The sequence below is a fragment of the Pantoea sp. X-Soil-ISGK-285 genome (assembly GCF_059730815.1).
In genome coordinates this window covers 405,334-429,730 of record NZ_AP035938.1, presented here as the reverse complement: position 1 = coordinate 429,730, position 24,397 = coordinate 405,334, and the positions used below count along the sequence as shown (strand labels likewise).

26 protein-coding genes and 1 tRNA gene are annotated in these 24,397 nt (G+C 55.3%); 12 read left to right on the top strand and 15 right to left on the bottom strand.

From position 1 onward, the window contains the following. The first annotated feature begins 103 nt into the window (after positions 1 to 103). Entirely contained in the window at positions 104 to 1,861 is a 1,758-nt protein-coding gene (locus AC6I8B_RS01930) for a sulfite reductase subunit alpha (protein WP_010251935.1), read from the top strand. A 110-nt stretch (positions 1,862 to 1,971) separates the two neighbouring features. On the opposite strand, the gene sspB is transcribed toward AC6I8B_RS01930, so the two are convergent. The 5 genes from sspB to zapE all read right to left on the bottom strand — a co-directional run bounded on the left by sspB (position 1,972) and on the right by zapE (position 5,625). After that, positions 1,972 to 2,457, bottom strand: coding sequence for a ClpXP protease specificity-enhancing factor (sspB, locus tag AC6I8B_RS01925; protein ID WP_010251939.1), 486 nt, complete (start codon positions 2,455 to 2,457; stop codon positions 1,972 to 1,974). A gap of 3 nt (positions 2,458 to 2,460) precedes the next feature. Beyond that, positions 2,461 to 3,102 (bottom strand): stringent starvation protein SspA, encoded by a 642-nt coding sequence (gene sspA, locus AC6I8B_RS01920; RefSeq protein ID WP_009092481.1) that lies wholly within the window; start codon positions 3,100 to 3,102, stop codon positions 2,461 to 2,463. A gap of 331 nt (positions 3,103 to 3,433) precedes the next feature. After that, positions 3,434 to 3,826: a 30S ribosomal protein S9 gene (gene rpsI, locus AC6I8B_RS01915; protein ID WP_008925401.1), complete on the bottom strand. Its 393-nt coding sequence runs from the start codon at positions 3,824 to 3,826 to the stop codon at positions 3,434 to 3,436. Between the two features lie 15 nt (positions 3,827 to 3,841). After that, on the bottom strand, positions 3,842 to 4,270 hold the full coding sequence (rplM, locus tag AC6I8B_RS01910; protein ID WP_008925400.1) for a 50S ribosomal protein L13: 429 nt from the start codon (positions 4,268 to 4,270) through the stop codon (positions 3,842 to 3,844). A gap of 227 nt (positions 4,271 to 4,497) precedes the next feature. Further along, on the bottom strand, positions 4,498 to 5,625 hold the full coding sequence (gene zapE / locus AC6I8B_RS01905) for a cell division protein ZapE (protein ID WP_497817563.1): 1,128 nt from the start codon (positions 5,623 to 5,625) through the stop codon (positions 4,498 to 4,500). 178 nt (positions 5,626 to 5,803) lie between these two features. Here zapE and zapG point away from each other — a divergent pair, with 178 nt between their 5' ends. The 3 genes from zapG (at position 5,804) to degS (ending at position 8,840) form a co-directional block, all read left to right on the top strand. Further along, the gene (gene zapG, locus AC6I8B_RS01900; protein WP_003848291.1) at positions 5,804 to 6,205 is read left to right on the top strand and encodes a Z-ring associated protein ZapG; all 402 of its coding nucleotides are present in this window, start codon (positions 5,804 to 5,806) and stop codon (positions 6,203 to 6,205) included. 110 nt (positions 6,206 to 6,315) lie between these two features. Then, a complete protein-coding gene (gene degQ / locus AC6I8B_RS01895; protein ID WP_010251960.1) occupies positions 6,316 to 7,689 on the top strand; it encodes a serine endoprotease DegQ in 1,374 nt (457 codons plus the stop codon). A gap of 89 nt (positions 7,690 to 7,778) precedes the next feature. Further along, positions 7,779 to 8,840: an outer membrane-stress sensor serine endopeptidase DegS gene (gene degS / locus AC6I8B_RS01890; protein ID WP_039386970.1), complete on the top strand. Its 1,062-nt coding sequence runs from the start codon at positions 7,779 to 7,781 to the stop codon at positions 8,838 to 8,840. 160 nt (positions 8,841 to 9,000) lie between these two features. Here degS and epmA read toward each other — a convergent pair whose 3' ends face one another. Beyond that, positions 9,001 to 9,978, bottom strand: a complete 978-nt coding sequence (gene epmA / locus AC6I8B_RS01885; protein WP_003848297.1) for an elongation factor P--(R)-beta-lysine ligase — start codon at positions 9,976 to 9,978, stop codon at positions 9,001 to 9,003. 135 nt (positions 9,979 to 10,113) lie between these two features. Here epmA and AC6I8B_RS01880 point away from each other — a divergent pair, with 135 nt between their 5' ends. Continuing rightward, a complete protein-coding gene (locus AC6I8B_RS01880) occupies positions 10,114 to 10,638 on the top strand; it encodes a lipocalin family protein (RefSeq protein WP_010672015.1) in 525 nt (174 codons plus the stop codon). Between the two features lie 55 nt (positions 10,639 to 10,693). On the opposite strand, the gene AC6I8B_RS01875 is transcribed toward AC6I8B_RS01880, so the two are convergent. The 3 genes from AC6I8B_RS01875 to efp form a co-directional block, all read right to left on the bottom strand. Next, the gene (locus AC6I8B_RS01875; RefSeq protein WP_003848302.1) at positions 10,694 to 10,828 is read right to left on the bottom strand and encodes an entericidin A/B family lipoprotein; all 135 of its coding nucleotides are present in this window, start codon (positions 10,826 to 10,828) and stop codon (positions 10,694 to 10,696) included. Between the two features lie 102 nt (positions 10,829 to 10,930). Next, positions 10,931 to 11,062, bottom strand: coding sequence for an entericidin A/B family lipoprotein (locus AC6I8B_RS01870; protein WP_003848306.1), 132 nt, complete (start codon positions 11,060 to 11,062; stop codon positions 10,931 to 10,933). A gap of 51 nt (positions 11,063 to 11,113) precedes the next feature. Further along, positions 11,114 to 11,680 carry an elongation factor P gene (gene efp, locus AC6I8B_RS01865; RefSeq protein ID WP_010251979.1) on the bottom strand — a complete coding sequence of 189 codons (567 nt, stop codon included), beginning with the start codon at positions 11,678 to 11,680 and terminating at the stop codon, positions 11,114 to 11,116. Positions 11,681 to 11,723: 43 nt separating this feature from the next. On the opposite strand from efp, the gene epmB reads away from it, so the two are divergent. Further along, a complete protein-coding gene (gene epmB, locus AC6I8B_RS01860) occupies positions 11,724 to 12,752 on the top strand; it encodes an EF-P beta-lysylation protein EpmB (RefSeq protein ID WP_033759609.1) in 1,029 nt (342 codons plus the stop codon). Between the two features lie 53 nt (positions 12,753 to 12,805). Here epmB and AC6I8B_RS01855 read toward each other — a convergent pair whose 3' ends face one another. From AC6I8B_RS01855 to AC6I8B_RS01835, 5 genes are all read right to left on the bottom strand, one after another. After that, complete coding sequence (locus AC6I8B_RS01855; RefSeq protein ID WP_010251983.1) at positions 12,806 to 13,153, bottom strand: DUF4156 domain-containing protein; 348 nt, start codon at positions 13,151 to 13,153, stop codon at positions 12,806 to 12,808. 303 nt (positions 13,154 to 13,456) lie between these two features. Beyond that, positions 13,457 to 13,612 (bottom strand): YegP family protein, encoded by a 156-nt coding sequence (locus tag AC6I8B_RS01850; protein ID WP_073999522.1) that lies wholly within the window; start codon positions 13,610 to 13,612, stop codon positions 13,457 to 13,459. A gap of 217 nt (positions 13,613 to 13,829) precedes the next feature. After that, complete coding sequence (groL, locus tag AC6I8B_RS01845; RefSeq protein WP_010251987.1) at positions 13,830 to 15,479, bottom strand: chaperonin GroEL; 1,650 nt, start codon at positions 15,477 to 15,479, stop codon at positions 13,830 to 13,832. A 49-nt stretch (positions 15,480 to 15,528) separates the two neighbouring features. Further along, complete coding sequence (locus tag AC6I8B_RS01840; RefSeq protein ID WP_010251990.1) at positions 15,529 to 15,822, bottom strand: co-chaperone GroES; 294 nt, start codon at positions 15,820 to 15,822, stop codon at positions 15,529 to 15,531. A gap of 462 nt (positions 15,823 to 16,284) precedes the next feature. Further along, a complete protein-coding gene (locus tag AC6I8B_RS01835; protein WP_010251992.1) occupies positions 16,285 to 16,746 on the bottom strand; it encodes an FxsA family protein in 462 nt (153 codons plus the stop codon). Positions 16,747 to 17,074: 328 nt separating this feature from the next. On the opposite strand from AC6I8B_RS01835, the gene aspA reads away from it, so the two are divergent. The 6 genes from aspA to AC6I8B_RS01805 all read left to right on the top strand — a co-directional run bounded on the left by aspA (position 17,075) and on the right by AC6I8B_RS01805 (position 22,802). Beyond that, on the top strand, positions 17,075 to 18,511 hold the full coding sequence (gene aspA, locus AC6I8B_RS01830; protein ID WP_010251996.1) for an aspartate ammonia-lyase: 1,437 nt from the start codon (positions 17,075 to 17,077) through the stop codon (positions 18,509 to 18,511). A 111-nt stretch (positions 18,512 to 18,622) separates the two neighbouring features. Further along, entirely contained in the window at positions 18,623 to 19,924 is a 1,302-nt protein-coding gene (locus tag AC6I8B_RS01825; protein WP_157353495.1) for an anaerobic C4-dicarboxylate transporter, read from the top strand. A gap of 65 nt (positions 19,925 to 19,989) precedes the next feature. Continuing rightward, entirely contained in the window at positions 19,990 to 20,304 is a 315-nt protein-coding gene (cutA, locus tag AC6I8B_RS01820) for a divalent cation tolerance protein CutA (RefSeq protein WP_052271182.1), read from the top strand. After that, the gene (locus tag AC6I8B_RS01815) at positions 20,280 to 21,980 is read left to right on the top strand and encodes a protein-disulfide reductase DsbD (protein WP_089414648.1); all 1,701 of its coding nucleotides are present in this window, start codon (positions 20,280 to 20,282) and stop codon (positions 21,978 to 21,980) included. Before cutA ends, AC6I8B_RS01815 begins: the two co-directional genes overlap by 25 nt. 63 nt (positions 21,981 to 22,043) lie before the next feature. Then, entirely contained in the window at positions 22,044 to 22,619 is a 576-nt protein-coding gene (gene dicD, locus AC6I8B_RS01810) for a division control transcriptional repressor DicD (protein ID WP_010252014.1), read from the top strand. Between the two features lie 107 nt (positions 22,620 to 22,726). Further along, positions 22,727 to 22,802: transfer RNA gene (locus AC6I8B_RS01805), tRNA-Phe, on the top strand. 423 nt (positions 22,803 to 23,225) lie between these two features. Here the strand turns inward: AC6I8B_RS01805 and AC6I8B_RS01800 are convergent. Next, positions 23,226 to 24,395, bottom strand: coding sequence for a Gfo/Idh/MocA family protein (locus AC6I8B_RS01800; RefSeq protein WP_033759601.1), 1,170 nt, complete (start codon positions 24,393 to 24,395; stop codon positions 23,226 to 23,228). Between the last annotated feature and the right edge of the window lie 2 nt (positions 24,396 to 24,397).

Sequence of the window (24,397 nt, the reverse complement as noted above, 5' to 3'; positions counted from 1 at the left end):
GCTCTCCCCTGTCGCACACGCTGCGGCGCGGGAAAGCGGAACCGCTTTCACACCGGACAATGCCACTGATGACGGGCGAGAACGGGATTGAGTAAAAGTACCCATGAAAATTCCTTATATTCCAGAAGATGCACCTTTTAATGGCGATCAGAAGTACTGGCTGGCTGGCTTTCTTGCGGGTCTGCACTCCCGTTTGCTGGTATTAGAAGACAAGCAGCAACCCGCCGCGGGCACAAGCGCAGCCGCGACGACGCAACTGCACATTCTTTATGGCTCACAGACCGGCAATGCTGAAGCACTGGCGCAGACCGCAGCGAAGTCTGCGCGCGCTAAAGGTCTGGTGCCGGTGGTTCAGGCGCTGGGCGATGTCGATCTCGACGTATTTGCCACCATGCGCCATGTACTGATCGTCACCTCGACCTATGGCGAAGGTGAAATGCCGGACAACGCGCAGCTGTTCTGGGATGCGATCTCTGCCAGTACCGCACCGCGTCTGGAGCAGATGCATTTCGCCGTGCTGGCGATTGGCGATACCGGCTACGATGGCTTCTGTCAGGCGGGCAAGTTTATTGATATGCGCCTTGAGCAGTTGGGCGCGAAACGCGTGGTTGATCGTATCGATTGTGATATCGATTTTGAGGAGCCTTCCAGCGAGTGGCTGAACAGCTCAATGCCACAGTTTGCCGCCAGCGCGGGCAGCAGCGGCACCGTGCTGGAAAGCGCGCCTGAAGCGCCAGTCATTCCAGGCAGCAACAAATCCAATCCATACGCCGCCGCGCTGATCACCAACAAGCGTTTGTCAGGCGAGCAGTCAGCCAAAGATATTCGTCATTTCGAGTTCGACCTGTCTGACAGCGGCCTGAAGTATGAAGCGGGCGATGCGCTGGGCGTGATTCCGGTCAACGAGCCGTCGCTGGTCAGCCTGCTGCTGACCCAGCTTAACGCGGACTACGAGACGCCGGTGCCCGGCTTTGATCGCAGCCTTGGCGACCTGCTGACCTATCAGTTTGAGATCTCAGAGCCGTCACGCAAGTTAATCGAATGGGTCGGGCAGAACACCACCAACCAGGAGCTGCGTCATGTGTTACAGCATGATGATAAAGATGCGCTGGGCGTGTGGCTGTGGGGCAAAGATACCCTTGACCTGCTGCAGCTTGAGCTGACGCGCACGCTGGCGGTACCCGAGTTTGTCGCGCTGCTGCGTCCGCTGCAGCATCGCGCTTACTCAATTTCATCCAGCTCTAAAGCCCATCCTGACCAGGTGCATCTGACCGTTGCCTCGGTGCGTTATCACAGTGGCGGCCGTAATCGCGGTGGCGTCTGCTCAACCTACCTGGCCGAGCGTGTGCGTCGCGGTGAGAAGCCCGCCATCTTTATCTCACCCAATAAATCGTTCCGCGTGCCTGCCAACAACAGCGCACCGCTGATCATGGTGGGACCAGGTACCGGTATCGCACCATTCCGTGCCTTCCTGCAGGAGCGCCAGGCAACCGGCGCGCAGGGGAAAAACTGGCTGTTCTTCGGCGATCAGCATCAGGAACATGACTTTATCTATCAGGATGAATTACTTGCCTGGCGCGATAATGGCTTGCTGACGCGTCTGGATCTGGCCTTCTCACGCGATCAGGAGAAGAAGATCTACGTGCAGAGCCGGATGCTTGAACAGGGCGCTGAGTTGTATGCCTGGCTACAGGAAGGGGCTTACTTCTATGTCTGTGGCGATGCATCGCGTATGGCGAAGGATGTGGATAATGCGCTGTATGAAGTGGTTCGCCAGTTTGGTGGTCTCTCCACCGAGCGCGCTGCTGACTATGTCGATCAGCTGAAGAAAGAGAAGCGCTACCTGCGCGACGTCTATTGATCGCGATGGTCTGCTGAAAAAATCCGGCTTGCGCAGGCAGCCGGATTTTTTATGGCCGACAGGCAAAAAAATACCCGTCGGATGGACGGGTATTCGCTGTTATGTCACTGCTATTTCACTACGCGCAGTGAAGGTCGTCCACCACGTGGCGGTGGATCGTCATCAGGCGGTGTTTCGTCATCGCTGGCATCGTCAGGACGATCACCATCAATCACCGACATCATAGTCTCTTCCTGACCCTCTGACGCCTCATGCGTGCCCAGCTCGTAAGCCGGTTCCGGTTCAAACATCGTCCCGGCGCCATTTTCACGCGCATAGATTGCCAGAATCGCCGCCATCGGCACGTTAACCTGGCGAGGAACGCCACCAAAGCGGGCGTTGAACGACACCTGATCGTTTGCCAGATCGAGGTTACCGACAGCACGTGGCGCAATGTTCAGGACTATCTGACCATCGCGCGCATACTCCAGCGGCACCTGCACACCCGGCAGATTAATGTCGACCACCAGATGCGGCGTCAGCTGGTTGTCGAGCAACCAGTCATAAAAAGCGCGCAGCAGATAGGGACGACGTGCAGTAAGTTGCGACATTTCCATACGTTAAGCCCGGGCTTGCAGCCGCATTTCACGTTCAGCTTCAGTTAATGAAGCGAGGAAGGAGTCACGCTCAAATACGCGATTCATGTAACCTTTCAGCTCTTTTGAACCTGAGCCGATCAAATCGATACCCATTGACGGCAGACGCCATAACAGCGGAGCCAGATAGCAATCAACCAGGCTGAACTCTTCGCTCATGAAATAAGGGGTACGGCCAAACAGTGGCGCGATAGCCAGCAGCTCTTCACGCAGTTGCTTGCGTGCCGCTTCCGCTTCCTGACCGCTGCTGTTCTCTACTTTCCTCATCAGGCTATACCAGTCCTGCTCGATGCGGTGCATCATCAGGCGGCTATCACCACGGGCAACCGGATAAACCGGCATCAGTGGCGGATGCGGGAAGCGCTCATCTAAATATTCCATGATGATGCGTGATTCATACAGCGTCAGCTCACGATCTACCAGCGTCGGTACCGTGCGATACGGATTGAGGTCAATCAGATCCTGCGGCAGGTTATCCATTTCGACCTGCTCGATCTCTACGCTGACACCCTTCTCCGCCAGGACGATACGTACCTGATGGCTGAAAATGTCAGTAGGACCAGAAAACAGCGTCATTACCGAACGTTTGTTGGCAGCGACAGCCATGAAAACCTCCAAGTTTGTTCACAAAAAGATACTGCGAATAGCCAACCACACGGCGACTCACTTGCTTATCGAACTCGCACGCAACCTGGTTAGCTGCGTCACAGATACTGACGCCCCGACAGTGGGGAGGCGCATAACGCACCGGCCTGCGGGCGCAAAGTGACACAGAGTTTACCAGATTTTAGGCTGCTTGTGGGCGTGGAATGAATCTTTGCAGGTAAATTGAGCGCGGCGTTACGGTTTTCGCGGACAGTTTATGGGAAGGCAGAAAATAAAAAACCCGCCGAAGCGGGTTTTTTGAGCCAATTGCCGCAGCCGGAGCTGCAAACAATTAACGCTTGGAGAACTGAGGACGACGACGTGCTTTACGCAGGCCGACTTTCTTACGTTCAACCTGACGCGCATCACGCGTTACGAAGCCAGCTTTACGCAGCTCGCCACGCAGTGATTCGTCGTATTCCATCAGAGCGCGGGTGATACCGTGACGGATCGCACCAGCCTGACCAGAAATACCGCCACCTTTAACAGTGACATAGAGATCGAATTTACCAACCAGGTCCAGCAGCTCAAGCGGCTGACGAACTACCATGCGGGCAGTTTCGCGACCGAAGTACTGTTCCAGAGAACGTTGGTTAATTACGATGTTACCGCTACCCGGCTTAATGAATACGCGAGCGGTAGAGCTTTTGCGGCGACCAGTGCCGTAGTTTTGAGTTTCAGCCATTGCCTTTAATCCCGATTAAATGTCAAGAACTTGCGGTTGCTGTGCCGCATGGGTGTGCTCGTTGCCTGCGTAAACTTTCAGTTTACGGTACATAGCACGACCCAGCGGGCCCTTCGGCAGCATGCCTTTAACCGCGATCTCAATCACACGCTCAGGACGGCGAGCAATCATCTCTTCAAAGGTCGCCTGTTTGATACCACCGATGTGGCCAGTGTGGTGATAGTAGATCTTGTCAGTACGCTTGTTGCCGGTTACAGCAACTTTTTCTGCGTTCAGAACGATGATGTAATCACCCGTATCAACGTGCGGAGTGTATTCCGCTTTATGCTTACCACGCAGACGGCGCGCCAGTTCAGTCGCCAGGCGACCCAAAGTTTTGCCCGTTGCGTCAACTACAAACCAGTCACGTTGGACGGTTTCTGGTTTAGCTGTAAAAGTTTTCATCGAAAAGCTTACCCAAATTAAGTTACACGTTGGTGAAATCCCAAACGCTTAAGTAAACGAATGAGGCTCACACGACCATTTTGACCAGCAAGCCACCCCTTCGGATAGAGTTACTGGAACACAGAGGATTTGGGAAAAAAATCCTTTGCTGTAACGTGGGGTCGCAAGATTATAGAGAAGTCGGTTACAAAAATCGAACCCTATTTCGGTATTTATCCCGATTATTCTCACGGCAGGTGCGGTAAACGCAGATACTCTTCGCTCTGCATCTCCTGAAGTCGGGATAAACAGCGCTGGTATTCAAACTTCAGCCGCGTGCCCTGATAAATCTCGGTCAGTGACGTTTCTGCCGCGACCACCAGCTTCACATGCCGTTCATAGAACTCATCGACCAGTGCGAGGAAACGCCGTGCCTGATCTTCGGTTTTGTAGATCATTACCGGCACGTCATACAGCAGCACACTGTGAAAACGGCGCGACAGCGCAATATAGTCATGCTGGCTGCGCCCTTCGCCACACAGGGTGGTGAAATTAATCGCCAGCACGCCCTCGCTGACGCCCAGCGTCGGCATCTGGCGGTGATTAATTTCCAGAACCGGCGCATCTTCAGGCTGGCTGCCCGACAGCGCTTTAAACATCCGCGCCATTTCAGCGTGCGTCTCTTTGTTCAGCGGAGAGTTCCACAGGTGCGCGGAGGTCAGCGTGCGGAACCGGTAGTCGATACCGGCATCCACATTCATCACATCACAATGACGTTTGATCTGCTCGATGGCAGGCAGGAAGCGCGCGCGCTGCAGACCATTGCGATAGAGATCATCAGGCGGAATGTTCGAGGTGGCCACCAGCGCAATGCCGCGTTCAAACAGCGCTTCCATCAGCGTGCCCAGCAGCATCGCATCTGTGATATCGGAGACAAAAAATTCATCAAAACAGAGGATGTCCGTTTCCGCTTTGAATCTGTCCGCAATAATCAGTAACGGATCGCTCTGCCCCTGAAGCTGCGTCAGCTCTTCATGCACCCGCAGCATAAAGCGGTGGAAGTGCAGACGCAGTTTGCGATCGCCAGGAATAGACTGAAAAAAGAGATCCATGACCCAGGTCTTACCGCGACCGACACCGCCCCACATATAGAGTCCACGTACCGGTTGTGGCGTCTCGTTTTTCTCTTTACCGATCAATTTTGACAGGCGACCCAGCAGGCCGGATGTGGCAGGCGCGGCGGATTGTTGCCGTGCAACCAGCGCCTGCTGCAGCGCGTCTAAACGGGTAATCGCTTCACGTTGTACGTCATCGGGCCTGAATTCGCCCTGCGACAGCGCCTGTTCATAGCGTGTAAGCGGAGTTGAGGTTTGCATTGTTGTTTCAAAGTCCCTGAATGGTGTCTGATTCATACCACGGTTGCTGAAAAAAAGGCCGTTCTACACTAAGCCATGCTGCTCCAGAGTTCCACATCCATAAGATTAACGGGTATAGTGACTATTATTGAAATGGTGCAATGCCCTACGGAACAATGGAAATAACACGGGAGTCATTATGACCTGGGAATACGGGCTAATTGGTTTAGTGGTTGGTATTATTGTCGGCGCAGTCGCCATGCGTTTTGGCAACAAAAAGCTGCGTGAGCAGCGCAGCATGCAGTACGAGCTGGAAAAATCGAAAGCGGAGCTGGCGGATTATCGCGAAGAGCTGACCAACCACTTCGCGCAGAGTGCGGAGCTGCTGGACAACATGGCGCGTGATTATCGTCAGCTCTATCAGCACATGGCAAAAGGCTCAAATGACCTGCTGCCGAATCTGCCTGGCCAGAAAAATCCGTTTGCCTATCAGCTGACTGAAGCCGAAGCGGACAACGATCAGGTGCCGGTGCAGATGCCGCGCGACTATTCTGAAGGCGCATCCGGTTTACTGCGTGGCGAGCGCCCTGCCCGCGACTAATCTTTTTGGGGCGCAGCCTGTCTGCGCCCGCTGTTTTTGCGAACCCTGACCGCAAACGACTGTCACACTTATTAATTCCTCCCACCTTTTGCAGCGAGAGCGTTGTAGCAATGAAAAAACAAGCACGCCTGTTTAGCGCATTAGCCCTGAGTATTGGGATGAGCCTTGCCGCCGCGCCAGACGCGATGGCAACGCTGCCAGCACAAATTGCGGGCCAGCCGCTGCCGAGTCTGGCACCGATGCTGGAGAAAGTGTTACCTGCCGTGGTCAGTGTGCATGTGGAAGGCACTGATTCGGGTGCACAGGCTCAGGATATTCCTGAACCGCTGAAGCGTTTTTTTGGTCAGATGCCTGGCGGAAATAGTCAGCCACAGCCGTTTGAAGGTTTAGGTTCTGGCGTGATCATCGATGCCGCGAAAGGCTACGTGCTCACCAACAATCATGTGGTCAACGGTGCGGATAAAATCAACGTACAGCTTGGCGACGGCAGTGAATATGAAGCCAAACTGATTGGTCATGATGAGCAGACCGATATCGCGCTGATTCAGATTCAGGGCGCAAAAAACCTCACGCAGGTGAAAGTCGCGGACTCTGACCAGCTGAAAGTGGGTGATTTCGCGGTGGCGATCGGTAACCCGTTCGGGCTGGGACAGACGGCCACCTCCGGTATTATCTCCGCACTGGGCCGCAGCGGCCTGAACCTGGAAGGACTGGAAAACTTTATTCAGACCGATGCCGCGATCAACCGTGGCAACTCAGGCGGTGCGCTGGTCAACCTTAACGGCGAACTGATCGGTATCAACACTGCGATTCTCGCCTCCAGCGGCGGTAACATCGGTATCGGCTTTGCTATCCCGAGTGATATGGCGATGAACCTCGCGCAGCAGCTGATTAAATTTGGTGAAGTGAAGCGCGGTCAGCTCGGCATCAAAGGCACTGAAATGACAGCCGATATGGCTAAAGCATTCAATGTCGATGCACAGCGCGGCGCCTTTGTCTCTGAAGTTTTACCGCAATCTGCCGCGCAGAAAGCGGGCGTGAAGTCAGGCGATATCATTACGTCGATCAACGACAAGCCGATTACCAGCTTCGCTGAGTTGCGCGTCAAAGTGGGAACCACGCCGCCAGGTGAACAGGTTAAACTTGGCCTGCTGCGTGAAGGTAAGCCATTAACGGTTACCGTTACGCTGGAGCAGAGCGCACAGAGCACCGCCAGCGCACAGCTGATGTCACCCGCGCTTCAGGGCGCAACCCTGAGTGATGGACAGACTAAAACCGGTGATAAAGGCGTGAAGGTCGATACCATCGAAAAAGGCACACCGGCTGAACAGGTTGGTCTGCAGAAAGATGATGTGATTATCGGCGTTAACCGTAACCGGGTTCAGACCATTGCTGAAATGCGTAAAATACTGGAAGGGAAACCGCCGGTACTGGCACTGAATGTGGTGCGCGGCGATGAAAGTATCTATCTGTTGTTGAGATAAACCTCGCATTACGGCGGACACAAGCACGTGTGTGTCCGCCGCTCTCATGCTATTCTCCCCTGCGATCTCCCCTGGCGTAATTTAACACCATGTTTCTTAAACTTTTGCGTGCCGTGGTGCTGGGCCTGATTGTGGCGGGTATTTTGCTCGCAGCACTGCCTGCACTGCGTATGGGCAGCGACGCCCTCTATAACCACGAAAATATTACAGACGAAACGCCCTTTAGCTTCAATCAAGGGGTGCGCCGCGCCGTGCCTGCCGTTGTGAACGTTTACAATCGTAGCGCCCACGGCAACAACAACCGTGGCATCACGACCCTGGGTTCAGGGGTCATCATGAATGCAAAAGGCTACATCCTTACCAATAAGCATGTGATCAATAATGCCGATCAAATTATCGTGGCGCTGCAGGATGGCCGCTTCTTTGAAGCGACGCTGGTGGGTTCCGATGGCATGACCGATCTGGCGGTACTGAAGATTACGGCCTCCGGCCTGCCCGTTATCCCCATCAATCCAAATCGCCAGGCGCATATCGGGGATGTGGTGATGGCGATCGGCAACCCCTATAACCTCGGTCAGACGGTCACGCAGGGCATTATCAGCGCCACGGGCCGGGTTGGCTTAAGCTCATCAGGCCGACAGAACTTCCTGCAGACCGATGCGTCAATCAATCAGGGTAACTCCGGCGGCGCGCTGATTAACTCGCTAGGCGAGCTGATGGGCATTAACACCCTGACCTTCGATAAAAGTAGTGATGGTGAAACCCCGGAAGGGATTGGTTTCGCCATTCCAACCGTTTTAGCCTCGAAGATCATGGATAAGCTGATTCGTGATGGTCGGGTGATCCGCGGCTATATCGGCATTACCGGGCGTGAGCTGCCGCCGCTGCATGGACAGGGCAGCAATCTGGATCGGGTTCAGGGCATTATTGTCAGCGTGGTCACGCCAGATGGGCCAGCGGATAAAGCCGGGATTCAGGCCAACGATGTGCTGCTCAGCGTTAATGGCAAGCCGGCCATCTCCGCGCAGGAGACCATGGATCAGGTGGCAGAAATTCGTCCGGGTTCAGTGATTGATGTGCAGGTATTGCGAAACGATCAGAAACTGACGCTGCCGGTCACCATTCAGGAGTTTCCTGACAGCAGCAACTGATTACCGGGGCTTTAGACTCACCGCAATGGATTAGCCTGACGGGCAGGGGTGGCCCATCTGAAGAGCAAAGCGTCCGAGCCAGGATGGCGAGGCCGACCTGCAGGGATGCAGGGTTCCTTTGCGATCAGATGGGCCATCCCTGCCCTTTTCACCCGGACTTCTAGCAGCGATCCACCGGAAACGCGATCACATCGCTCAATGACTCCGCTTTCAACGCCAGCATGATCAGGCGATCGATACCCAGTGCGACCCCGGAACAGGCAGGCATGCCATGCGCCAGCGCATCCAGCAGATACGTATCAATAGGATGCACAGGCAGGCCGCGTGCCGCACGGCGACGGTTATCCTGCTCAAAACGCTGACGCTGCTCACGGCTGTCGGTCAGCTCACGGAAACCGTTCGCCAGCTCAATGCCTTTGTAATAGACCTCAAAGCGTTCGGCCACGCGGTGATCTTCGGTGCTGATCTCCGCCAGGGCTGCCTGGCTGGCCGGGAAATGATAAACGAAGCAGGGTTTATCCTGACCAATCTTCGGTTCCACACCCAGCATAAACAGCAGCATCAGTAAGGTATCGCGATCCTCTTCTGCACGCGCCAGCTCGCCTTCACCCAGCTTCTCTGCCGCTTCACGCAACTGCGCTTTATCCGCTGACAGCGGATCCAGCTCAAGATGACGGATAAACGCCTGCTGATAGGAGAGCGACTCAGCGCTGTCACACTCCAGCACCTGCTGCATCAGATCGTCGACTTCGTTCATCAGACGGTACATGTCGTAATGCGGCCGGTACCACTCCAGCATGGTGAATTCCGGGTTGTGGTGACGTCCCGCCTCTTCGTTGCGGAAGCTGCGCGCCATCTGATAGATCGGGCCACTGCCCGCCGCCAGCAGGCGTTTCATATGATATTCCGGGCTGGTCATCAGCCAGAGATCGCGCCCCTGCGCAGCGCCAGGCCCGACAAAACGCGTCTGGAATGGCACCAGATGGATATCGGTAATGGTGGCCTGGCTCATCGCCGGCGTATCCACTTCCAGCACGCCGCGATCGGCAAAGAAACGACGCACTTCTGCTAAAATAGCGGCGCGTTTTAACAAATTGGCGATGGATGCGCTTGGTTGCCAGCTTGCCGTTTCGCTCATGGTGATGACTCCTGATACAAATTAGGGGGGGAAGTCTACCTGCAATGCCTGCGGCAAACAATCTCGTGCCCGTACTGCCAAAAACAGCGTTTCGGCTTCTATACTTAAGCGGTTAAATCACAAAGGAATCCCACTATGTCTCCATGGAAAACAGTTGTTGCCAGCCTGAGTGCTTTTCTCTCTGTCGCCTGCAGCACTACGCCGCCAAAGAACGTCACGGTCGTAGATAACTTTGACAGCCAGCGCTATCTCGGTCAGTGGTATGAGATTGCCCGCCTTAACCACCCTTTTGAGCGCGGCCTTGAACAGGTAACAGCAAACTACAGCCCGCGTGAAGATGGCGGCCTGAAGGTAATCAACCGTGGCTATAACGTCAAAAAGCAGCGCTGGCAGGAGAGCGTCGGCAAAGCCTACTTCACCGGTGAACCCACGCGGGCTTCTCTGAAAGTCTCTTTCTTCGGCCCCTTCTATGGCGGCTATAACGTGATTGCTCTCGATCCTGACTACCGCTATGCGCTGGTATGTGGACCAAATCGCCACTATCTCTGGATACTGTCACGCACACCACAACTGGAACCGGGCGTAAAAGAGAAACTGGTTGATCAGGCGCGTCGGGATGGTTTCCCGGTTGAAGAGTTAATCTGGGTAAAACAGAAATAGTGCAGAATCTGACAAGCCGGTACGAAAAGCATTTCGTACCGGTTGGAATAACAGGTTACTTCGTGCTGTTCTGAATCGCCTGGCCGCCCGCTTCGACATCTTCACCTACGCCACGCGTTGTATTACAAGCTGTGAGCAGGGAAGAGAGCACCAGTACAGAGAAGATTGCAGCAATACTTTTCTTTAACATAACAATGTCCTTTTTGATGGATGTAAAGTACAGCGCTTTAAGCATAGCCGGATTTCCGGCAGTTGCTGCTGGCGAGACTTTAAAAAGGACAATCAGTTAAGGTCATTTTGCTGCACGCGAAATGGCACCACCTAAGTGAGAGACATCTTCGCCAAAACCGTGGAATGTGTTGCAGGCGCTTAACGCAGAGGAGACCAGCAACGCGAACGCGATTAATTTTGCCAGCTTGATCATTTTTTTCTCTCAGACAAGAAAAAGGCGCACCAGAAGATGCGCCTGCGAATCTTATTTCACGCGTGACACGTATTCGCCAGAGCGGGTGTCAACTTTCACCACTTCGCCCTCTTGCACGAACAGTGGCACTTTCACCACGGCACCGGTAGAGAGTTTAGCTGGCTTGCCGCCAGTCCCTGCGGTATCACCTTTCAGGCCTGGATCGGTTTCGATAACTTCAGCTTCGATAAAGTTCGGCGGCTGAACGGCGATCGGACGACCGTTCCACAGCGTAACGATACATTCAGCGTTATCCTGCAGCCATTTCGCTGCATCGCTTACCGTCTTCTCTTCAACCTGGAACTGCTCAAAACTTTCCGGATGCATGAAGTGGTAGAACTCACCGTCGTTGTACAGGTAGTTCAGGTTGGTATCTACTACGTCAGCGCCTTCGGCGGAGTCGGTAGATTTAAAAGTTTTCTCAACGCGAGAACCCGTCAGCAGGCGACGCATTTTAACGCGCGCGAATGCCTGACCTTTACCCGGTTTAACGAACTCACTGGATTCGATGGCATACGGCTCGCCTTCGAACATGATTTTAAGACCGGGACGGAAATCGTTGCTAGAATAAGTCGCCATGAAGGCCCTCTACGAAAATTGACACTGGTACTAAGCCAAAAAAATGGCACACATTGTAACCCTAAAAACACCTTCCAGAGAAGATTGGTTGCAGCAACTTGCGGATGTTGTCACCGAACCTGATGAATTACTGCGGATTTTAGCCCTTGATCAGCACACTGAGCTGGCTGAAGGTGCGGATGCGCGGCGTCTTTTCGCCTTACGTGTACCGCATGCGTTCATCCGCCGGATGAAAAAAGGCGATGCGCACGACCCGCTGCTGCTTCAGGTACTGACCCGCCGCCAGGAATTCACTGATGCGCCAGGTTATAGCACCGATCCGCTCGATGAACAAAGCAACGTTGTACCTGGATTGCTGCATAAATACCGAAACCGGGCTTTATTGTTGGTAAAAGGCGGCTGCGCCGTCAACTGTCGCTACTGCTTCCGCCGTCATTTCCCCTATCAGGATAATCCCGGCAACAAGCGTAGCTGGCAGGCTGCACTGGACTATATCGCCGATCATCCCGAGCTGGATGAGATCATTTTCTCCGGCGGCGATCCGCTGATGGCGAAAGATCATGAGCTCGCCTGGCTTATCGCCGCGCTGGAACAGATCCCGCATCTGAAACGTCTGCGCATCCACAGCCGTTTACCGGTGGTGATACCGGCGCGCATTACCGATCAGCTCTGTCAGATGCTCAGCGAGACGCATCTGCAGGTGGTGATGGTGACGCACATCAACCATGCCCAGGAGATTGATGATGAGCTGCGTGAGGCGATGAGCAGCCTGAAGCGTGCTGGAGTGACCCTGCTGAATCAGAGTGTCCTGTTGCGTGGCATCAACGATAATGCGCAGACGCTGGCCACCCTGAGCAATGCGCTATTTGATGCCGGCATTCTGCCCTACTATCTGCACGTGCTGGATAAGGTACAGGGTGCGGCGCATTTCTTTGTGTCAGATGACGAGGCCCGCCAGCTGGTGCGTGCATTACTGTCACAGGTCTCCGGCTATCTGGTGCCAAAGCTGGCGCGTGAAATTGGCGGAGAGCCAAGTAAAACACCGTTAGATTTACAGTTACGTCAGGAATAAAAACGGCCAGCAAAAGGCTGGCCGGTTCAATTTGGCAGACTGCCTGATTCACATTATGGGCACTTGTAGACCTGGCCGGTCATTTTGCTGTCGAGTGGCGCGAACGCGGACAACAGGTTCTGCGTCGGACTGGTTGCTCCATAAATCACGTTACCGCCCATCTCCGCTGCGCGATTGCGCAGGTCGTTTGCTGCGCCACGCAGTGCGCTGGTTTCCCCGCCTGCACCGCTCAGCCAGTTGCTCTGAGAGCCGGTAATATTGCCCAGAAGCTGACAGGTATTGCCAGGCTGCTGATCGGTGAACGTCACGCGCTGTCCTGCTGAAGAGAGTTGCGTAGAGCTGCTGCAGCCCGCCAGCAATAACGCGCCAGCCGTCAGTCCGAGCAAGAGGTTAATCCGCATTGTAATCCCCATTTATTATCATCAGAGTCGGGTGGCAGCGTAGCAGAAAAAGGATTTTTCTTTCTGCACATTCATTGCCCTTATCCCGTTATATCGTCTCAATATTTCACGCCGCTTGCAGGCTGGCAAGCGTGCCGATGCTGGTGAATAAAATGAAGCCAGTCGATCAGTCGGCGCAGCCGCAGACAGCGTGACATATCAAGAGGAAAGACGAACGATTGCGCCTTACTTATACTATTTTCCCACCCAAAAGAAAAACCCCCGACCGTTTCCGATCGGGGGTGATGTCAGAGCGTGATGCCCTTAACCGGTGTAGCCATTACGTCGTGCATTTTCGATGCAATCGGCTTTGTTAACGTAGCCCTGACTGGCGGCGCCGGTAATATTGCCGTTGGGCGCCGTTCTTCTCCAGCGCCACTTGTGTGCTTCGTCCTTATAAAAATCCCATTTATCGTGCATTTTAATTTTCCTTAATCTGTTGTTTATCCCTTTCAGAGCGCGCTATTTTGCGCCGGGATCCACGTTAGAGCATCCCGCCCTGACTAAACCATGATGCAGAACATAAAAAAAGTTAATGGGTTTTTCCTGCTGCTGCCAGCATTCAGACGCTGAAAAAGAAAAACCCCCGACCGTTTCCGATCGGGGGTTCTTTGATGACTTAAGCAGTCAACGGCAATTACATCATGCCGCCCATACCGCCCATGCCACCCATACCGCCAGCGCCGCCGCCTAAATCAGGTGCGTCACCTTTTGGCAGGTCAGTGACCATACATTCGGTTGTGATCATCAGACCCGCAACAGAGGCCGCGTACTGCAGAGCAGAACGGGTCACTTTGGTTGGATCCAGGATACCGAAGTCGATCATGTTGCCGTACTCTTCAGTCTGCGCGTTGTAACCGTAGTTACCGTCGCCCGCTTTCACGTTGTTAGCGACAACAGATGGCTCTTCACCGGCGTTAGAAACGATCTGACGCAGTGGAGATTCCATCGCGCGCAGCGCAACTTTGATACCGACGTTCTGATCTTCGTTCTGACCGCGCAGATCAACCAGCTGTGCTGCCACGCGAACCAGCGCCACACCACCACCAGCAACCACACCTTCTTCAACGGCAGCACGGGTTGCGTGCAGCGCATCTTCAACGCGGGCTTTCTTCTCTTTCATTTCAACTTCAGTTGCTGCGCCTACTTTCAGAACGGCTACGCCGCCTGCCAGTTTCGCTACGCGCTCCTGCAGTTTTTCTTTGTCGTAGTCAGACGTTGCTTCTTCGATCTGCTGACGAATCTGGGTTACACGGCCCTGAATTGTCGCTTCTTCACCCACACCGTCGATGATGGTGGTGGTGTCTTTGTTGATCACAACGCGTTTTGCCTGGCCCAGATCTTCCAGAGCCGCTTTCTCCAGTTCCATACCGATCTCTTCAGAGATTACGGTACCACCGGTCAGGATAGCGATATCCTGCAGCATAGCTTTACGACGGTCGCCGAAGCCTGGTGCTTTAACCGCAGCCACTTTCACGATGCCGCGCATGGTGTTAACCACCAGTGTTGCCAGCGCTTCGCCTTCAACATCTTCCGCGATGATCAGCAGTGGTTTGCCGGCTTTCGCAACGGCTTCCAGCACTGGCAGCATTTCACGGATGTTAGAGATTTTCTTGTCAGCCAGCAGGATGAACGGAGATTCCAGTTCAATCGCACCGGTTTCTGGCTTGTTGATGAAGTAAGGTGACAGGTAGCCGCGATCAAACTGCATACCTTCAACCACATCCAGCTCATCCTGCAGGCCGGTGCCTTCTTCAACGGTGATCACGCCTTCTTTACCCACTTTCTCCATCGCCTGAGCAATCAACTGGCCCACGGTTTCATCGGAGTTAGCAGAGATAGTACCTACCTGCGCAATCGCTTTAGAGTCAGAGCAAGGAACAGACAGCGCTTTCAGTTTCTCAACCGCAGCGATAACAGCCTGGTCAATACCGCGCTTCAGGTCCATCGGGTTCATACCCGCTGCGACCGCTTTCAGGCCTTCGGTGATGATAGACTGTGCCAGTACGGTTGCAGTGGTGGTACCGTCGCCCGCAGCGTCGTTCGCTTTAGAGGCAACTTCTTTCACCATCTGCGCGCCCATGTTCTCGAACTTGTCTTCCAGCTCGATTTCACGTGCAACAGAAACACCATCTTTAGTGATGGTCGGTGCACCAAAAGATTTATCCAGGACTACGTTACGGCCTTTAGGACCCAGGGTAACTTTTACTGCATCTGCCAGTACGTTCACGCCACGCAGCATTTTTACGCGTGCGTCATTACCGAATTTTACGTCTTTAGCTGCCATCTTTAAATATCCCTTAAATTCGTTTCGTTCAGTGAATTACGCGTAAAAATTACGCTTCAACAACGGCCAGAATGTCGCTCTCAGAGATGATAAGCACCTCTTCGTTGTCGATTTTCTCGGTTTTCGCGCCGTAACCTTCGCTGAAGATCACGATGTCGCCAACCTTCACGTCCAGCGGCTTAATGTCGCCACTCTCAAGGATGCGGCCATTGCCGACAGCCAGTACTTCACCACGGGTGGATTTACCGGCTGCGGAACCGGTCAGCACGATGCCGCCAGCTGATTTAGCTTCAACTTCTTTACGCTTGACGATAACGCGATCGTGCAATGGACGAATTTTCATTTGATAGCTCTCCTTTGAGAAGTCCAATCATTCAGTTTTGGGGTTGAACACCGGGCTGCATGGCTTCCGGCCTCGTGACCAGAGAGATAGGGCCGCTGCCACCCACTTTCAAGGGGGCGGACAACAAATTTTTTACCTGTGAGTGATAAGTGATGGCTTTTTGAACAGATGATGGGGCAAATAAAAAACGCAACCCGTAGGTTGCGCCAGCGTGCTGACAAACTCAGTACAGGATGACCCTGGCAGCAACGGCTAAGCTCAGGGCGCAGGAAACAGGGTCAGAAGAGGAAAGCGTCACGCGCCACGGATGGCGCGGGCCGAGAAGTCATGGATGACGATTTTGCGACTTTCCGATCTGACCCTGTTCCCTGTGCGGCTCCGGTCTCACAGCTGGCCGGGTCAGGTTTTTTACAACAATCTCACGCAACCCGAAGGTTGCGCTTTCAGAAGTGACAGTTGCGGTTAACGATCCTTGTGATCGTCATGATGCTCAAGGCGATCGCTGTCTTTACGCTCGAACTCGCCATCCATGGTGTAGCCGCTGTCTGGACCGGCTCCCGGTCCCCGCCAGACGCGCAGATGAGGCATCAGCTTCAGCGTCAGATGTTTCTGCACCGGTGGCAGCAGCAGCAGCAGGCCCAGCAGGTCGGTAAAGAAACCAGGCAGCAGCAGCAGGAAACCGGCGATGATCAGCGACACGCTTTTGATCATCTCATTGGCCGGGCTTTCATTACGTGCCAGCTTCTCCTGCATCAGCATAAAGTTTTTCATGCCCTGATTTTTGACCAGCGAGACGCCGATGCACGAGGTGAAGACCACCAGCAGCATGGTAAGCAGCACGCCCATGACGTGTGCAACCTGAATGAAGAGGGAAATCTCAATCCAGGCCAGAACGAAAAAGACTAATAACGGTATCCAGCGCACCGTACTCTCCTGTAAGTAGGGGCTGAACGGCAGCGTGCCGGTCAGCAGAAAGCGTTCATCCTGAGGATGATAAGAAAAGAGATGGGCACCCGCGCCGCCATTTTCAACCGATCCTGTCAAATTTATCCTGCGGGGTTAATTTTGTAACCAACTTCACATATCGTTAACCAGGCTGCAGCATTAAGTGATCTGCATGCGTGCTTTTCATATGCATCAGAATATGATCGCACACGCCCCTATGAAGACGGATAATATGTCGGCACGGGTACACCACGACAAAATAAACACATCCTTTGTGATGGTTAGCGGCAACAACAAGAAGGTTATCATGGCGAACAACATTCGTATCGAAGAAGACCTGTTAGGTATGCGCGAAGTTCCGGCGGATGCCTATTATGGCGTTCATACTCTGCGTGCGATTGAGAATTTTTATATCAGCAACAGCAAAATCAGCGACATACCTGAATTTGTCCGCGGCATGGTGATGGTAAAAAAAGCGGCGGCGATGGCCAACAAAGAGCTGCAGACCATCCCGCGCAATATTGCCGATACCATCATTAAGGCCTGCGACGAAGTGCTCAACAACGGCCGCTGTATGGACCAGTTCCCCGTGGATGTTTATCAGGGCGGTGCCGGGACCTCGGTCAACATGAACACCAATGAAGTACTGGCGAACATCGGCCTTGAGCTGATGGGCCACCAGAAAGGGGAATATCAGTACCTCAACCCCAACGATCATGTGAACAAATGCCAGTCCACCAACGACGCTTACCCAACCGGTTTCCGCATCGCGGTCTACAGCTCGCTACTGAAACTGCTTGATGGCATCAGCCAGCTGGCCGAAGGCTTCCAGCACAAAGCCGATGAGTTCCAGACCATCCTGAAAATGGGCCGTACCCAGTTGCAGGATGCCGTGCCGATGACCCTCGGGCAGGAATTTCACGCCTTCAGCGTACTGCTGAACGAAGAGACCAAAAGCATTCTGCGCACCGCGGAACTGCTGCTGGAAGTGAACCTGGGCGCGACCGCCATCGGCACCCGCCTCAACACGCCGGAAGGGTATCAGCATTTGGCGGTGCAGCGTCTGGCGGAAGTCAGCAACCTGCCGGTGGTGCCAGCGGAAGATCTGATTGAAGCAACCTCCGACTGCGGCGCCTATGTGATGGTCCATTCATCGCTGAAACGTCTGGCGGTGAAGCTCTCTAAAATCTGTAACGACCTGCGCCTGCTCTCCTCTGGCCCGCGTGCTGGCCTGAATGAAATCAATCTGCCAGAGCTGCAGGCGGGTTCCTCTATCATGCCCGCCAAGGTCAATCCGGTTGTACCGGAGGTGGTAAACCAGGTCTGCTTCAAAGTGATTGGTAACGACATCACCGTGACGATGGCCTCTGAAGCGGGCCAGCTGCAGCTCAACGTGATGGAGCCGGTGATTGGTCAGGCGCTGTTTGAGTCGATCAGCATTCTGACTAACGCCTGCTACAACCTGCTGGAGAAGTGCATCAACGGCATTACCGCCAACCGCGCAGTGTGCGAAGCCTATGTCTTCAACTCGATTGGTATCGTGACTTACCTTAACCCTTACATCGGCCACCACAACGGCGACATCGTCGGTAAAATCTGTGCGGAAACCGGTAAAAGCGTACGTGAGGTGGTGCTGGAGCGCGGCCTGCTGACGGAAAGTGAGCTGGACGATATCTTCTCGGTGCAGAACCTGATGTACCCGGTTTATAAAGCCAAACGTTATACTGATGAAAACGAACAGTAAGGTTTAACCGACGCTGGTTAACCAAAGGCACACCGCGATCAACACGGTGTGCCTTTTTTTTTGTTAAACAGCACACCCTGCTATTACCGGTTTATCTTTCAGGAGTCATTCATGTTTGTGGTTGAGCTGCTTATCGTCTTGATGGCGATCTGGTTGGGCGCACGTCTTGGCGGCATTGGTATCGGGTTCGCAGGCGGGATGGGCGTGCTAATCCTGACGCTGGGATTTGGCATGGCACCCGGTGCTATTCCGTTCGATGTGATTGAAATCATCATGGCGGTGATCGCCGCGATAGCCGCCATGCAGGTGGCAGGCGGCATGGATTATCTGGTGAGCCTGGCGGAACGCCTGCTGCGCCGTCATCCACGCCACGTTACGCTGCTGGCCCCGCTGGTGACCTACCTGATGACGCTGCTGGCCGGTACCGGACATACCGCGTTCTCAACATTACCGGTGATTGCCGAAGTGGCGAAAGAGCAAGGCGTTCGCCCTTCCCGGCCGCTGTCGATTGCGGTAGTGGCTTCGCAGATCGCGATTACCGCATCACCCATTTCAGCCGCGGTGGTCTTCTTCGCCACCCTGCTTGAGCCGCGCGGCGTCAGCTATATCACGCTGCTGGCGATTGCCATCCCCTCGACCATGGTGGGCATTTTCCTGGCGGCTCTGGTGACTAACTTCCTCGGCCGTGAGCTAAAGGATGATGAGGTTTATCAGGCGCGTCTCGCTAAAGGCGAAGTCACGCTGCGCGGTGCCAGCCTCTACCAGGCAAAACCGGGCGCGAAAAAATCGGTGCTGCTGTTTCTGACGGGCATCGTGGCCGTGGTGCTTTATGCCACCGCGACCAGCGCCAGCGTCGGGCTGATCGTCAATCCACCGCTGCCACGCAATGAAGCGATTGTGGTGTTTATGCTGACCATCGCCACGCTGATCAGCCTGACCTGCAAACTCGACACCAGCGAAATCCTCAGCGCCAGCACCTTCAAGTCCGGCATGAGCGCCTGTATCTGCGTAATGGGCGTCGCCTGGCTGGGCGATACCTTTGTGAAGGCACATCTGGCGGAGATTCAGATGCTGGCGGGCGACACGCTGAAAACCTATCCGTGGATGCTGGCGCTGGTGCTGTTCTTCGCCTCGATGCTGCTCTACTCGCAGGCTGCGACTACCAAAGCGCTGATGCCCGCCGCGCTGCTGCTGGGCGTTACGCCGCTTACTGCCATCGCTTCCTTCGCGGCGGTTTCGGCGCTGTTTGTGCTGCCGACCTACCCGACCCTGCTGGCCGCCGTTGAGATGGATGACACCGGCTCGACCCGGATTGGCAAGTATGTGTTTAACCATGCCTTTATCATTCCCGGCGTGATCGCCATTGCGCTGTCGGTGCTCTCTGGCTTCGTTTTTGGCGGATTGCTGCTATAAGCGCACTCCTCGTGTTACGGATGGAGCGTGCTATCATCGGCGCTCTTTAAAACAGGAGTCACAGGATGAATGCTGTCGTTATCCTCTGCACCACACCCGATCAGGTCACGGCGGAGCACCTTGCTGGCTTAGCGCTGGAAGCCAGGCTGGCGGCCTGTGTCACACTGCTGCCGGGCGCCACCTCCTGGTATCTCTGGCAGGGAAAAATGGAGCAGAGCAGCGAAGTCCAGATGCTGCTGAAATGCGACAGCGATCATCAGCAGGCGCTGTGTGATCTGCTCAAAGACGCTCACCCTTACGATGTGCCCGAACTGCTGGCGCTGCCGGTTCAATATGGAGACAGTGAATACTTGTCATGGCTGCACGCATCTCTCGCTTAATTACGCTTCTGCTGACGCTGTTTATCGGCCTGCAGGCGCACGCTTCACTCTTTTCAAATCCGACGACCAGTCGCTTTGTGCCGGTTGATCAGGCCTTTACTTTTGACTTCGACCAGCAGGGCGCGCAGCTCAACCTGCACTGGAAAGTGAAATCGGGTTATTACCTCTATCGCCAGCAGATCCACATCACACCGCAGAACGCGACCATCGCGCCGTTAACGCTGCCGGCTGGTCAGCCGCATGAAGATGAATTCTTCGGCAAAAGTGAAATCTATCCGCAGGATCTGACGCTGCCGGTGACGCTGCAACAGGCGGCCAGCGGCGCCACGCTCAGTGTGACTTATCAGGGCTGTGCCGCCGCCGGATTCTGTTATCCGCCAGAAACGCGCAGCGTTCCGGTAAGTGCGGTGACCGCCAGCAGCGCACCGCCGCCGGTCAGCGCTCAGCCTGCGCCCGCCAGCCCGCTGCCTTTCTCGCCGCTCTGGGCGCTACTGATTGGTATCGGTGTCGCGTTTACGCCCTGCGTACTGCCGATGTATCCGCTGATCTCCGGCATTATCCTTGGCGGACAGCGCCACTATTCGCTGGGCCGGCTGTTCGCGCTGGCGATGGTCTATGTGCAGGGGATGGCGCTGACCTACACGCTGCTGGGAGTGGTCGTCGCGGCAGCGGGCCTGCGCTTCCAGGCCGCGTTGCAGCATCCTTATGTGCTGTTCACGCTCTCACTGCTGTTTATCGTGCTGGCGCTGTCAATGTTCGGCCTGTTTACGCTGCAACTGCCCGCCAGCCTGCAAACCCGCCTGACCCTGTGGAGTAATCGTCAGCAGGGTGGCTCGCTGCCCGGCGTCTTCCTGATGGGCGCGCTGGCGGGTTTGATCTGCTCACCCTGCACCACCGCCCCGCTCAGCGCTATTCTGCTTTACATCGCGCAGAGCGGAAATCTGTGGGCCGGTGCCGGGACGCTGTGGCTCTATGCGGTCGGAATGGGATTACCGCTGATCGCCGTGACCCTGTTTGGCAACCGGCTGCTGCCGAAAAGCGGCCCGTGGATGCAAACCGTTAAAGAGGGCTTTGGTTTTGTCATCCTGGCGCTGCCGGTCTTCCTGCTGGAGCGGGTGCTGGGCGATGCATGGGGATTGCGGCTCTGGAGCCTGCTCGGCGTGGCGTTCTTTGGCTGGGCGTTCAGCGTCAGCCTGCGCGCCAGCAGCGGTAAGTGGCGCGTAGTGCAGATTATCATGCTGGCCGCTGCGCTGATCAGCGCACGCCCGTTGCAGGACTGGGCCTTTGACGGACCGGCGCAGCAGCAGGCTGTGGCACCGCTGCCGTTCCATACTATCCAGACGCCGCAGCAGCTTGATAGCGCGCTGCAGCAGGCCCGCGGCCGCATCACCATGGTCGATCTCTACGCTGACTGGTGCGTCGCCTGCAAAGAGTTTGAAAAATATACCTTTAGTGACAGCGCCGTGCGCGATAGCCTGAGTCAGGTACAGTTGCTCCAGGCCAACGTCACCGCCAACAACGCCAGTGATAACGCGCTGTTGCAGCACCTTCAGGTGCTGGGCTTACCGACGATTTTGTTCTTTGATGCGCAGGGCCGCGAAATCGCCGGATCGCGCATCACCGGGTTTCTCAATGCCGCCGACTTCCGGGCGCATTTGCAGAAACTTACCCCGTAAACAACACTGGAGTCAGGTCATTGCCCGGTGCATTACCGGGCCTGCATACCAGAGGAGAGTCACTTGCAGCGTGAACAGATACTCGAGCATGCATTGAATGTGCTTGAACAGAACGGCCTCGCCGCCACCCTCTCATTGGAAACCCTGGCGGGATCCGAATTAACCCGTGACCAGCTTCAGCAGTTCTGGCCCGATCGTGACGCCCTGCTCTACGATGCGCTGCGCTATCACGGGCAGCAGATTGATACCTGGCGACGCCAGATCCTGCTGGATGAATCGCTGTCGCCCGACCAGAAGCTGATGGCACGCTATGAGGTCCTGAGTGAGCAGGTCAGCAAAGGACGCTTTCCAGGCTGCCTGTTTATCGCCGCCTGTAGCTTCTACCCGCAGCCCGATCAGCCCATCCATCAACTGGCCGAACAGCAGAAACGCGGCTCATGGCAGTTCACCCACGACATTCTGGTGGAGCAGGCGCTGGACAACCCCAGCATGGTGGCCGATCAGATGGAGCTGATTCTTGAAGGCTGCCTCAGCAAGCTGCTGGTGAAGCGCAATGTGCAGGATGTCGCCACCGCACAGCGGCTGGCGGAGGATGTTTACAGCATCGCGCTGTGCCGTAAAAATGGCGCGCTGGCCTGAGGTTTTACCCGCTTTGACTGAAAATCAGGCAATCAGTCACGTTTCCAGGGGTTTTTTAGTGAAAGCCGTTGACGACCCGCGGCCTTTACGGTTTAATGCGCCCCGTTGCCCGAATAGCTCAGTCGGTAGAGCAGGGGATTGAAAATCCCCGTGTCCCTGGTTCGATTCCGGGTTCGGGCACCATATTTAAAGAACCCGCCTCTGGCGGGTTTTTGCTTTTGTGGAGCGAACCCGTTATCGAAGGTTCGATACACTCGCCACATCCTGTGGCTCACCCTCCGGGTCGCGCGAAGCCGCGCGATGCAAAAATGCTCCCGGCATTTTTGTCCGGGTTCGGGCACCAAAATTTAAAGAACCCGCCTCTGGCGGGTTTTTTGCTTTTGTGGAGCGAACCCGTTATCGAAGGTTCGATACACTCGCCACATCCTGTGGCTCACCCTCCGGGTCGCGCGAAGCCGCGCGATGCAAAAATGCTCCCGGCATTTTTGTCCGGGTTCGGGCACCATATTTAAAGAACCCGCCTCTGGCGGGTTTTTTGCTTTTGTGGAGCGAACCCGTTATCGAAGGTTCGATACACTCGCCACATCCTGTGGCTCACCCTCTGCTTCAGCACGCCACCCACACTGCACCGGCATCCGCCGATTTCACGCACTGCGCGACCCAGCGCACGCCCATTAATCCGGCATGCACGTCGGGATACCAGAAATTCTGCAGGAAGTCGGTGTCATGGCGATCGGTGGCATCCATCGCCAGCGCGAAGCGACGATAAAGATTGGACCAGGCTTCAAATAACCCCTCGGTATGCCCTCCGCCAATGCGGTCCTCTTCCAGCGCGCGCGGATTAAGATAGCCCATGCCGCGCTCCAGAATGCGCACTGGCTCGCCCTGCACTTCATAGCGCAACTGGTTCGGCTGCTCATCCCACCATTCCAGACTGGCTTTCGATCCGACGACCCGAATCTTCTGCCCGTGCATCGATCCGGCATTCACCGCCGACGCCCATAACGTGCCGACTGCGCCGTTGTCATACTCCATCATCACAAAGGCGTTGTCCTCCAGCGGCGCACGCGACGCGACAAAGCTCTGACGCGAACAGAGCAGACGCGTCACTTTCAGCTGTGGCAACATCGTTTCTGCGATAAATAACGGATGCGTCGCCAGGTCGCCTAACACGTAACTCGGGCCGACAAAGCGCGGATCAACCCGCCAGCGGGTGCTTTCACTCTGCAACTCCACCGCCTCATTATGGAAGCCGTGGGCAAACTGCATGTTAACGATGCGGATCTCACCCAAAGCCCCTTCGGCGATCATTTCCCTGGCCTGATGAACCAGCTGATGCCCGGCGTAACCGTAGGTGACGCCAACAACCTTCTGCTTCTCCCGGCTCAGCTGCTCCAGCTCATCCGCCTCTTCGACCGTAAAACAGAGGGGCTTCTCGCACACCACATGCAGCCCGGCATTAAGCGCCGCGCGGCAAATGGCGAAATGAGTATTATTAGGCGTGGCGACAGACACCGCCTCAATGCCATCTTCACGCGCGGCTTCCCCGGCGAACAGGCTGGCATAATCGGGATAACAGCGGTCCGGTGCCACACCCAGCGCCTGACCAAACTCACGCCCGCGTGCGGCATCAATATCAAACGCCCCCGCCAGCAGCACAAAGTTTCCGTCACGCTGTGCCGCAGAGCGATGGATATACCCAATCTGGCTGGTGCCGCCGCCGCCGATCATGCCCCAGCGCAGCGAGCGATTAGCCGCTTTTTTACCGTTAATCATGC